At 43.5% G+C, this 10,722-nt stretch carries 12 protein-coding genes; 3 read left to right on the top strand and 9 right to left on the bottom strand.

What is annotated here, in order from left to right; genetic code table 11:
• Positions 1-92: 92 nt before the first annotated feature.
• The 8 genes from HA044_RS08060 to HA044_RS08025 all read right to left on the bottom strand — a co-directional run bounded on the left by HA044_RS08060 (position 93) and on the right by HA044_RS08025 (position 7,831).
• A complete protein-coding gene (locus HA044_RS08060; RefSeq protein ID WP_187540678.1) occupies positions 93-1,049 on the bottom strand; it encodes an ABC transporter permease in 957 nt (318 codons plus the stop codon).
• Positions 1,049-2,110, bottom strand: a complete 1,062-nt coding sequence (locus tag HA044_RS08055; RefSeq protein WP_187540677.1) for an ABC transporter permease — start codon at positions 2,108-2,110, stop codon at positions 1,049-1,051. Before HA044_RS08055 ends, HA044_RS08060 begins: the two co-directional genes overlap by 1 nt.
• Positions 2,103-3,638 carry an ABC transporter ATP-binding protein gene (locus HA044_RS08050; protein WP_187540676.1) on the bottom strand — a complete coding sequence of 512 codons (1,536 nt, stop codon included), beginning with the start codon at positions 3,636-3,638 and terminating at the stop codon, positions 2,103-2,105. The genes HA044_RS08055 and HA044_RS08050 overlap by 8 nt, the downstream gene beginning before the upstream one ends.
• Positions 3,639-3,769: 131 nt before the next feature.
• The gene (locus tag HA044_RS08045) at positions 3,770-4,831 is read right to left on the bottom strand and encodes a BMP family protein (RefSeq protein ID WP_187540675.1); all 1,062 of its coding nucleotides are present in this window, start codon (positions 4,829-4,831) and stop codon (positions 3,770-3,772) included.
• Between the two features lie 76 nt (positions 4,832-4,907).
• The gene (locus tag HA044_RS08040) at positions 4,908-5,297 is read right to left on the bottom strand and encodes a cytidine deaminase (protein ID WP_187540674.1); all 390 of its coding nucleotides are present in this window, start codon (positions 5,295-5,297) and stop codon (positions 4,908-4,910) included.
• Entirely contained in the window at positions 5,284-5,946 is a 663-nt protein-coding gene (deoC, locus tag HA044_RS08035; RefSeq protein ID WP_187540673.1) for a deoxyribose-phosphate aldolase, read from the bottom strand. The genes HA044_RS08040 and deoC overlap by 14 nt, the downstream gene beginning before the upstream one ends.
• 17 nt (positions 5,947-5,963) lie before the next feature.
• Complete coding sequence (locus HA044_RS08030) at positions 5,964-7,241, bottom strand: pyrimidine-nucleoside phosphorylase (protein ID WP_187540672.1); 1,278 nt, start codon at positions 7,239-7,241, stop codon at positions 5,964-5,966.
• Complete coding sequence (locus HA044_RS08025) at positions 7,229-7,831, bottom strand: class I SAM-dependent methyltransferase (RefSeq protein ID WP_187540671.1); 603 nt, start codon at positions 7,829-7,831, stop codon at positions 7,229-7,231. Before HA044_RS08025 ends, HA044_RS08030 begins: the two co-directional genes overlap by 13 nt.
• A gap of 89 nt (positions 7,832-7,920) precedes the next feature.
• Between HA044_RS08025 and coaA the strand changes: the two genes are divergently transcribed.
• The 3 genes from coaA to HA044_RS08010 all read left to right on the top strand — a co-directional run bounded on the left by coaA (position 7,921) and on the right by HA044_RS08010 (position 9,761).
• Positions 7,921-8,841: a type I pantothenate kinase gene (gene coaA / locus HA044_RS08020; protein ID WP_187540670.1), complete on the top strand. Its 921-nt coding sequence runs from the start codon at positions 7,921-7,923 to the stop codon at positions 8,839-8,841.
• Between the two features lie 95 nt (positions 8,842-8,936).
• Positions 8,937-9,185, top strand: a complete 249-nt coding sequence (rpsT, locus tag HA044_RS08015; RefSeq protein ID WP_187540669.1) for a 30S ribosomal protein S20 — start codon at positions 8,937-8,939, stop codon at positions 9,183-9,185.
• A gap of 66 nt (positions 9,186-9,251) precedes the next feature.
• Entirely contained in the window at positions 9,252-9,761 is a 510-nt protein-coding gene (locus HA044_RS08010; RefSeq protein ID WP_187540668.1) for a DNA topology modulation protein, read from the top strand.
• A gap of 179 nt (positions 9,762-9,940) precedes the next feature.
• Here the strand turns inward: HA044_RS08010 and ldcB are convergent, their stop codons facing one another.
• Entirely contained in the window at positions 9,941-10,720 is a 780-nt protein-coding gene (gene ldcB, locus HA044_RS08005; protein ID WP_187540667.1) for an LD-carboxypeptidase LdcB/DacB, read from the bottom strand.
• Positions 10,721-10,722: the final 2 nt, after the last annotated feature.

Below are 10,722 nucleotides of genomic sequence, written 5' to 3'. Positions count from 1 at the left end.
AATTGAGGAACAAGGCCGTTGCTTAATCTTTTATTATTTCATTGTCTACTTGACTGGGAGCAGTTCATTTTGTCCCAACCTCTCTCTTCGTATTATTTAGATTTAATATAGTTGACACCATCTGCTTTTGGCGCAACGGCTTGTCCAAAGAAGGCAGCCAAGACAACCATGGTCAAGACGTAAGGTGCAATTTGCAAGTAAATGGGTGGGATCCCTTTAAGCAATGGCAATTGGTTCCCGATAACGGCCAAACTTTGGGAAGCCCCAAAGAAGAGACTGGCCAGCATGGCACCGATTGGGTTCCATTTCCCGAAAATCATAGCGGCAAGGGCGATGAATCCAGGTCCAACAATGGTCGTTGCAGCAAAGTTGACGGAAACTGACTGCGCATAAATGGCTCCGCCGATCCCTGCAAGGGCACCTGAAATCATGACACCGAAATAGCGCATCTTGTAGACATTGATTCCCAAAGTATCTGCTGCTTGTGGGTGTTCCCCTACAGAACGCAAGCGCAAACCAAATTTGGTTTGGAACATGATAAACCATGCAACAAATGAGAAGAGAATGGCAACCCATCCAATCAGGCTAGTCCCCTTGAAGAAGATATCGCCGATAACAGGAATATTTGATAAAACTGGGATCGATGTTTTCCCAAATCCAAATTGAATATTATCTGTTTGCCCCTTGTTATAGATGGCTTTGACAAGAAAGACAGCTAATGGTGTTGCCATCAAGTTCAAGACTGTCCCAGAGACAATGTGGTCCGCACGGAAGTGAACCGTAGCCACCGCATGAATCAAGGAGAAGAGAATCCCAATGATAGCTGCGACGAACAAGGATGCCCATGGCGTGAATTTTCCAAATGTAGAGGTAAAATTCAAATTGAAGAGAATTCCCGCAAAGGCTCCCATGACCATGATCCCCTCAAGACCAACGTTAACAACCCCAGCGTGTTCTGAGTAAGCCCCTCCGATACTTGTGAAGATCAGCGGTGCTGCATACACAATCATAGAGGAAACAAGAATACTTAAAATCGTTACAATACTCATTAGTTTGCTCCTCCTTTTTTAGCTGAACGCATGGACAGCATCTTTTCGATAATGTAGTGTGCACATACAAAGAAGATAATGGATGCTGTAACAATTTGAACGACTTCTTCAGGGATGGCAGCTGGCTTCATACCAACTCCCCCAATTTGAAGCGCTCCAAACAAGAAGGCCGCAAATGGAATACCAATTGGCGAATTCATGGCAAGAAGGGCAACGGCCATTCCGTTAAATCCAACACTCATTGAGCTGGCTTGAACGTATACATTTGAGTAAATACCAAGACCTTCTACAACCCCACCAATACCAGCAAGGGCACCAGAAATAATCATAGAAAGGATGATAGTCCGTTTTGCTGACATACCAGCATATTCAGCCGCATTGGAATTGAGACCAACGGCACGGATTTCAAAACCGAGTGTTGTTTTCTTCATCAAGAACCAGATGACCACCACTGCGATGATGGCAAAGAAGATCCCGATGTTCATTTGTGATTTGTCTGTCAAATTACGCAACCACTCCGTCTGGTAGACAGCGTTGGCTCCCACATCAACGGTTGAGTCCTTGTTTTTCATCAAGGAAGCTGGGAAGCTATGAATCAAGGCATTTCCTCCATAGAGAACAATGTAGTTCATCATAATGGTGATGATGACCTCACTGGTTCCGAGATAGGCACGAAGGAAACCAGGAATCGCTCCAATAAATCCACCTGCGATAGCCGCAATCAAAACGGTCATCGGAATCATCAGTAAGCGAGGCATATTTGGGAAGGAAAGGGCAAACCAAGTCGCCATGATCCATCCTGCAAAAGCCTGACCAGGAAGTCCAACGTTAAAGAAACCGGCCCGGCTAGCTACTGAAAATCCAAGAGCAACTAAAATCAGTGGCCCCATGGCGCGGGAAATATTTCCCCAACTCTTAATCGAACCAAAGGCTTTCTTGAACAGCAATTCGTATCCCCAAAGGGCATCGTAGCTGAAAGCCCACATGATAACGGCTCCTAAAACCAATCCTAAGAGGACGGACACCAATGGAACCGCAATTTGTTTTAGATTCTTATTCATTTGATGCTTCCTCCTTCACTTCTCCACCTGCCATGAGGATTCCAAGTTCTTGTTTATTGGTTGTTTCAGGGGTCACGATCCCTTGGATCTTCCCATCATGAATCACCGCAATACGGTCAGAAACATTCAAAATTTCATCCAATTCAAAGCTAACAACGAGGACAGCTTTACCATTATCCCGCTCTTGAATCAACCGTTTATGGATGTATTCAATCGCCCCAACGTCCAACCCACGAGTTGGTTGGCTAACAATCAAAAGATCTGGGTCACGATCAATTTCACGGGCAATAATCGCCTTTTGTTGGTTTCCTCCAGAAAGTGCCTTAGCTGGTACCACCTCGCTGGCTGCACGAACGTCAAATTCTTCCATCAATTTCTTAGCGTATGAAGTAATCTTTGGATAGTTGAGAATCCCATTCTTGCTAAGAGGTTCTTTGTAGTAAGTTTGAAGGGCAATATTTTCAGAGATCATCATATCAAGGACCAAACCATCCCGATGACGGTCCTCAGGAACGTGCCCAACCTTCATCTCAGTGATTTGACGGGGACGAAGTCCCACCACTTCCTTGCCTTTAATCTTGATCGAACCAGATTTAACCTTTCGAAGACCTGTAATGGCTTGGATCAGCTCAGACTGACCATTGCCATCAATCCCTGCGATCCCAACAATTTCACCAGCACGAAGTTCCAAGGATAGATTCTTCACAGCTGGAATCCCACGATTTTCATTCACAACTAAGTTTTCAATCGACAAGACGACTTCTTTTGGCTGAGAAGGACCTTTCTCCGTTTTGAAGGAAACAGATCGACCGACCATCATTTCAGCCAGGTCTTGGTTGGTAGCACCTGCTATATCAACTGTTTCAATGGATTTACCACGACGAATAACTGTAACACGATCCGAAACCGCACGAATTTCATCCAACTTGTGCGTAATCAGGATGATAGACTTTCCTTCATTCGCTAAGTTTTTCATGATCGTCATCAATTCTTCGATTTCCGCAGGGGTCAATACCGCTGTCGGTTCATCAAAGATCAAGATGTCAGCTCCACGATAGAGGGTTTTTAGAATTTCCACACGCTGCTGCGCACCAACTGAAATGTCTTCAACTTTCGCATTTGGATCCACCGCCAAACCATATTTTTTTGACAAGGCCAGAATATCCTCACTGGCTTGCTTAAGATCCAATACACCATGCTTGGTGGTTTCGGAACCAAGGATGATATTTTCAGCAACCGTAAAGGCTTCAACCAACATAAAGTGTTGGTGCACCATTCCGATCCCTAAAGAGGCAGCTTTTGAAGGTGAGTCAAGGGTAACAGGGTCCCCATTCACCAAGATGTCTCCACTCGTTGGTTCCAACAAACCAGCCAGCATATTCATCAAGGTAGATTTCCCTGCACCGTTTTCTCCAAGAAGTGCGTGAATTTCACCTTTGCGCAATTGAAGATTAATCTTATCATTTGCTACAAATTCACCAAATTTTTTGGTAATTTCACGCATTTCAATGACATATTGTTGTGTCATGTGGTGTGTTTCCTTTCAAACTATTTTTATTTCAATAAAACCTGTTAGTGGAACTGACAGATTTTATTGAGACAAAAATGTCTCAATTTAAAAGAAACGGCCCATGAAGGTCGGGCCGATCCAATCAAACATTATTTTTCAGGAACTTTAAGTGAACCGTCAAGAATTTTAGCTTTGGCATCTTCGACAGCTTTTTTAGCATCTGCAGAAAGGTTGTCAGTTGTCAAATCGACACCACCATCTTTCAAGCTATAAGTAATCACTTTACCACCAGGGAATTTACTATCGGCAGTTTTCTTAGCCAAGTCTTTAACAGATTCTCCGACTTTCTTCAAGCTTGAAGCCAATACAAAGTTTGATTTTTTACCATCTTTAGAAGTGTATTCACCTTCAGCTTTTTGGTCACGGTCAACACCAAGAACCCAAACTTTTTCATCTTCATTTTTCTTTTCGTTCAAGTCTTTTGCTTCAGAGAAGACACCAGCACCAGTACCACCAGCTACTTGGTAGATCACGTCTGCACCTGCAGCATATTGAGCAGCAGCAATTGTTTTACCTTTAGCAGAGTCACCGAATGAACCAGCGTAGTCTACTTGAACTTTGATAGAAGGGTCAACAGATTTAACACCAGCTTCAAATCCAGCGCGGAAACGTGTGATAACTTCACTTTCCATACCACCTACGAAACCAACATGTTTTGTTTTAGTTGTTTTCGCAGCTGCGACACCTGCAAGGTAACCAGATTCGTTATCAGCATAGACAGCAGACGCTACGTTCTTTTGTCCTTCAATACGGTCATCGATGATGACGTAGTTCACATCTTCGTTGTCTTTTGCAGCTTTTTTAACAGAGTCGCTCAAGGCAAAACCAACACCAAAGATCAATTTGTAGTCATTAGAAACAGCTTCATCAAGGTTTGTCGCATATTGAGACTCGTCTTGTGATTGGAAGTAATCAAATCCATTCCCTTTTGAAAGTCCGTTTGCTTTACCCCAAGCTTGCAAACCTTCCCAAGCAGATTGGTTGAATGATTTATCATCCACACCACCAGTATCGGTTACGATAGCAGCTTTCAAATCTGTTTTAGCATCTGAGTTTGCGCTACCTTTCTTAGAAGCACGGTTTCCACATGCTGCAAGTCCGATAGCAGCGACAGCTACTAGACCAAGGCCTAGCCATTGTTTCTTGTTCATTACTGAACCTCCTAAATTTTTGTGCAACATTGTTGCAAAGTATTGAAAGGGTCAAAAGACCGCCTCACAGGCCCTACTAGCTAAGGTCTGTAAAGGAATATGGAAGTAATTCCTTGACCGTCATCACGACCGTCGATTTATCTTTAGAAACTAAGGTCACCGGAAGATCTGGCTCAAAAAACTCGGCCATAACTTGGCGACAGGCACCACATGGGGAAATTGGCTTTTCTGTCTGTCCATAAACAATTAATTCTTTAAAGGAGCGAGCCCCCTCAGAAACTGCCTTAAAGATCGCCGTACGCTCTCCACAATTGGTTAACCCAAAACTTGCATTTTCAATATTCACACCCGTATAGATTTGGTCATCCTTGGTCACAAGGACTGCACTAACCGGGAAATGAGAATAGGGCACATAAGCCTGCTGGCTCACTTCTACTGCCAAATTAATCAGCTCAGTAGTCGCCATGCGCTAATTTTCCTTCCACGATCGCTACACCTGAAGAGGTACCGATTCGAGTCGCTCCCGCTTCAATAAAGGCCAGAGCATCTTCGTAAGAACGAGCTCCACCAGAAGCTTTGACACCCATATCTGGTCCGACAGTTTGCCGCATCAAGGCTACATCTGCCACTGTTGCTCCACCTGTAGAAAATCCAGTTGAGGTTTTGACAAAATCAGCTCCAGCTGACTTGGCAATCTGACAAGCAGCAATTTTTTCGTCATCAGTTAAGAGGCAAGTCTCGATGATGACTTTGACCACCTTGTCACCACTTGCTTCGACCACTGCTTGAATATCGTCCTCAACTAGTGCTAAATTCTTAGACTTTAAGGCACCGATGTTGATGACCATATCAATCTCATCGGCCCCATTTTGAATCGCATTCTTTGTTTCAAAGGCTTTGACAAATGGGGTAGTCGCTCCCAAAGGAAAACCAATTACCGTACATACTTTAACGTCTGAATCTCGCAAGCCCTCTGCTGCAAAATTGACCCATGTAGGATTGACACAGACGCTAGCAAAATCATAAGACTTCGCTTCTTCAATCAGTTTTTCGATTTGATCTTGTTGTGCATCTGGTTTTAAAAGAGTGTGATCAATATATTTATTTAACTTCATACAATCTCCTGAGTTGTTTAAGATATTATCTCAATAATTTCTTTAACGTTTTCAGCCTTATCTAATATTTTAACATTTTTTTTGAAATCTGTAACGCTTTCTTGTGAATTTTTTTCATTCATGTAGATCCGAGCGATTCGTTCGCCTTTTCTGACGGGCTCTCCTACCTTTTTATCAAAGACAATTCCAGTTTCATGATCCAGAGGATCCGACTTGACCGCCCGCCCTGCACCAAGTCTCATGGCAAACAAGCCAAAATCCATAGCAGGCAAAGCAGCAATGACTCCGTCTTGATCCGCTGTCACTTCTAGCACCTGATCTACTTTGACTGGGCGATACAGATCTTCTAAGTTCCCGCCTTGTGCCTCGACCATCTCTTCAAATTTTTTCAAAGCAAGCCCATTGGTTAAATGTTCGTGAATGGCTTCAATCGACTGGTCCACATGGGCCAATTGCAACATGATTTGAGCTAATTCACAGATGAAGCTTGTCACGTCTTCTCTACCCTGACCTTTGAGAATGTCAAGGGCTTCCAAAATCTCTAAACGGTTGCCAATACTGGTTCCCAAAGGCTGGCTCATATCGGTAATAACTGCAACGGTCTTACGACCAACTGCATTTCCAAGATCTACCATGGTTCGAGCCAAGCGACGAGCATCTTCGATAGTTTTCATGAAGGCTCCTTCGCCCACCGTCACATCTAGGAGAATCGCATCTGCTCCTGCCGCAATTTTCTTACTCATAACAGAACTTGCAATCAGGGGAATGGTATCTACCGTTGCGGTAACATCACGAAGAGCATACAAGAGTTTATCAGCCTTTACCAGTTGGTCCGATTGGCCAATGACAGAAAGGCCGATTGCTTGTACCTGTTGGATAAATTCTTCTTGGCTTCGCTCAATCTGGAAGCCTTTGATGGATTCCAATTTGTCAATGGTTCCGCCAGTGTGGCCCAGACCACGCCCACTCATCTTGGCGACAGGCACCCCAAAACTTGCAACCAAAGGCACCAAGACCAAGGTTACCTTGTCTCCGACACCTCCCGTTGAGTGCTTGTCAACCTTGATTCCCGGAATAGCAGATAGATCAAACTGTTGGCCTGTTTCCACCATCTTCATGGTCAAATGAGAGATTTCTTCTGTCGTCATCCCTTTAAAATAGACCGCCATTGCAAAGGCGGCCATCTGGTAGTCTGGAACACTTCCAGACACGTAACCTTCAATCAACCAGTCAATTTCATCTTTACTTAAGGCAAGGCCATCCCGTTTCTTCTGAATGATATCTACTGCGCGCATACTTCTTTCTCACTTCTTAAAATATAGTAACCCTTGTCTTTTTTTACGATCTCACAATTGCCGAAAGTTTCTTCCATCTTGGCTTTGGCACTTGGAGCTCCTTGTTTTTTCTGAATGACAATGGTCAAATCTCCACCTGGTTTCAAATGGTCAACACTGCCTGTGATCACCTGATGAACCACCTTTTTACCTGCACGAATGGGAGGATTACTAATCACATGGTCAAAGACCCCTTCCACTGCTTCATAGACGTTAGACGAAAAGATTTGCGCTTCCACTTGATTGCGAGCCGCATTTTTTTGAGCTAGTTCCAGTGCTCGCTCGTTCACATCTACCATCGTCACAACAACTCCCTGCGCCTTCGAAAGAGACAGGCCAATCGGACCATAGCCACATCCAACATCAAGGACGCTTTCTCCCTTTGAAAAATCAAGGGTCGACAAAAGAACTTGGCTCCCAAAGTCAATCATTTTTTTACTAAAGACACCTGCGTCCGTATAGAAATTCATCTTTTGTCCCAGTAAAACAACTGCAAGATCATGAATATCATGAGATGCATCTGGGTTCACATCGAAATACATTTTACTCATAAAGTCATTTTATCATAAATAAAATCATTTTTGAACCGTTTACACGACTTCCAAAAATTGGTATACTAAAGACTGCATAGGAGGGACATATGGACAAAGAATTTCTACATTTTGAAAAAATCAGCAGAGAAACCTGGCAGCAATTACACCGCAAAACCACCCCACCTCTCTCACAAACTGAGCTCAACTCCATCAAGAGTTTTAACGACCGAATTAACCTACAGGATGTGCGCGACGTCTACCTTCCTTTAACCAACTTAATCGGGATTTACAAGCGCTCTAAAGAAGACCTGGCCTTTTCAAAGGGGATTTTCCTTCAAAAGCCAAGTGAAGGTCAACCTTTCATCATTGGCGTTTCAGGCAGTGTCGCTGTTGGCAAATCAACCACTAGTCGTTTGCTACAGATTCTTCTGTCACGGACCTTTGCAGGCTCAAGCGTCGAATTGGTCACAACAGATGGCTTTCTCTATCCGAACCAGACCCTAAAGGAGCAAGGTCTCCTCAACCGCAAGGGCTTTCCTGAAAGTTATGATATGGAGTTGCTTCTTCATTTTCTCAACCAAATTAAGAATAATAAGAGTGTTGAGATTCCCGTCTACTCCCACGAGATTTATGATATTGTCCCAGATGAGAAACAGACGATTTCACCTGCTGATTTTGTCATCGTCGAAGGGATCAATGTCTTTCAAAATCCGCAAAATGACAATCTCTACATGACAGATTTCTTTGACTTTTCCATCTATGTAGATGCTGCGGTGGATGATATCGAGTCTTGGTATATTGATCGCTTCCAAAAGCTCCTCAAACTGGCCCATAATGATCCCAAAAACTACTATTATCGCTTTACAAAGCAACCTCTCGAAGAAGTCCTAGAGATGGCGCACCAGGTCTGGGAATCCATTAATCTGGTCAATCTGCAGCATTACATCCAACCAACCAGAAACCGGGTCGATCTGATCCTCCATAAAGCCACCAACCATGAAATCGATGAAATCTATCTAAAGCGCTAACTAATTCCTGTTTCAGAGCCACTTTTTTAAGGAAAAGCCATTTTAGGCTTGTCAAATCTTAACTTTTCATATATAATGAGATAGTTAGATTATCAATGGAGGTGAATAACTTGGCAAACATTAAATCAGCTATTAAACGCGCTGAATTGAACGTTAAACAAAACGAAAAAAACTCAGCTCAAAAATCAGCTATGCGTACTGCAATCAAAGCTTTTGAAGAAAACCCATCTGAAGAACTTTACCGCGCTGCTAGCTCAGCTATCGATAAAGCAGAAACTAAAGGTTTGATCCACAAGAACAAAGCTGGTCGTGATAAAGCACGTCTTGCAGCAAAACTTGGCTAATCAAGAATTGCATACAAAATGAGCTCTACGGAGCTTTTTTTGTGCAAAAATTTTAAGGAGAGCCTCATGAAAATCGCGATTATCGGCTATTCTGGAGCAGGCAAATCCACCTTGGCTGGAGCCTTATCTCGCCACTACTCCATCCCCAAGCTTCATATGGATACCCTTCAATTTCAACCGGGTTGGATAGACAGTGACCGGGACTGGATGGAGGAAGAGATGAAACAGTTTCTGAGCGTTCATAGAGACTGGGTCATTGATGGCAATTACTCATGGTGCTGTTATGAGGAAAGAATGGAGCAAGCCGACCACATTATCTTTCTTAACTTTTCTCGTTGGAACTGCCTCTATCGAGCTTTCAAACGTTATCTAAAATACCGTCATAAAACTAGAGAAAGCATGGCTCCAGGTTGTCCCGAAAAGTTTGACTGGGAATTTATCAGCTGGGTTCTCTGGAAGGGACGGCGCCAGACAGCACTAGCAAGATATAAGAGAATCCGTCAAACCTTTCCTCAGAAATTCTACGAATTAAGGAACCAAAAAGAACTCGATAAATTTCTAAAATCAATTGAATAAAAGAGGCTGGGACAAAAGTCCTAGCCTCTCAATTATTTTTGGATTGTCGAGCAAGACGCAGTTGTTGAGTGGGCTCTACTGCGCTGATTTCATCAGCTTTTACAGCCCTACTCAACTGTGCGGAGGTGGGACGACGAAATCGAATTCTAACGAATGACCGATTGCTGTCCCACTCTCTTTTATTTATCTACGTAATCACCACCGGTGAAGCCGTAATATTCTTCTAAACTCAAACCTGAGTCAGCAATCTCTTGGGCTTCTTTTCCGATGTAGCGAAGATGCCAGCTTTCTGGTACATAGCCAGTTACCTTTTCTTTTCCTTCTTGGTAACGAACGACAAATCCGTATTTTGCTGCATTCTTGAGCAACCATTTACTTGGTCCTGGTTCTGTTACGAGATTACCACTCGTATCGATTAAATCGAAGGCCAAACCTGTTTGGTGCTCACTATAGCCAGGTCTTGCTGAATACCGGTCGGCAGCTGCTTGGCCGTCTTGATTGACATAGTTTTGGTAGAGCCCAACTTGGGTCTCATAACTCCTAAAACCACTGTATTGATCACTAATTGGGTAGCCTTCCGCCTGCATGGCAGCGATCAATTCATGAAGGGCTGCCACAGCTTTTGGGTCTTCTCCAGGGTTAAAATCTGGTGACAAGGGATAGTGCTTGTTGGCAATCATCACCTCGCCATATTTCCCTTTAACACTATAGTAAGACCCATTGTAGGTCACACCAGCGTCCAGTTTAACATCCGGCTTGCCAGCCTTAGAGGAGGCTTCACCGCTACCTTTCTTACTACCATCTGTGACAGTATATGTTTTAGCAGAAGACTTGGTGGAAGTTTGCTTAGTCACTTCTTTGGCAGAAGATTTCGAAGCATCTGGTTTAGATTGGGAGCAAGCTGTCAGACTTAACAAGGCAACTGTCACCAAGGTTAATTTAGAAAATCTTGCTTTCATGT

Origin of the sequence: Streptococcus sp. IMAU 99161 (assembly GCF_014435245.1) — a bacterium.
In the GTDB taxonomy this organism is placed as follows: Bacteria; Bacillota; Bacilli; order Lactobacillales; family Streptococcaceae; genus Streptococcus; species Streptococcus lactarius.
The sequence above is the reverse complement of the archived record's forward strand: the minus strand, read 5'-3'. Positions and strand labels throughout refer to the sequence as shown.

Bases quoted from the DNA above. Each gene is read 5' to 3' on its own strand.
- HA044_RS08040 (WP_187540674.1), bottom strand. From the start codon at position 5,297: ATGGCGACTACTGAGCTGATTAATTTGGCAGTAGAAGTGAGCCAGCAG.
- HA044_RS08025 (WP_187540671.1), bottom strand. From the start codon at position 7,831: ATGAGTAAAATGTATTTCGATGTGAACCCAGATGCATCTCATGATATT.
- HA044_RS08045 (WP_187540675.1), bottom strand. From the start codon at position 4,831: ATGAACAAGAAACAATGGCTAGGCCTTGGTCTAGTAGCTGTCGCTGCT.
- HA044_RS08010 (WP_187540668.1), top strand. From the start codon at position 9,252: ATGAAAATCGCGATTATCGGCTATTCTGGAGCAGGCAAATCCACCTTG.
- coaA (WP_187540670.1), top strand. From the start codon at position 7,921: ATGGACAAAGAATTTCTACATTTTGAAAAAATCAGCAGAGAAACCTGG.
- rpsT (WP_187540669.1), top strand. From the start codon at position 8,937: ATGGAGGTGAATAACTTGGCAAACATTAAATCAGCTATTAAACGCGCT.
- HA044_RS08060 (WP_187540678.1), bottom strand. From the start codon at position 1,049: ATGAGTATTGTAACGATTTTAAGTATTCTTGTTTCCTCTATGATTGTG.
- ldcB (WP_187540667.1), bottom strand. From the start codon at position 10,720: ATGAAAGCAAGATTTTCTAAATTAACCTTGGTGACAGTTGCCTTGTTA.
- deoC (WP_187540673.1), bottom strand. From the start codon at position 5,946: ATGAAGTTAAATAAATATATTGATCACACTCTTTTAAAACCAGATGCA.
- HA044_RS08050 (WP_187540676.1), bottom strand. From the start codon at position 3,638: ATGACACAACAATATGTCATTGAAATGCGTGAAATTACCAAAAAATTT.
- HA044_RS08030 (WP_187540672.1), bottom strand. From the start codon at position 7,241: ATGCGCGCAGTAGATATCATTCAGAAGAAACGGGATGGCCTTGCCTTA.
- HA044_RS08055 (WP_187540677.1), bottom strand. From the start codon at position 2,110: ATGAATAAGAATCTAAAACAAATTGCGGTTCCATTGGTGTCCGTCCTC.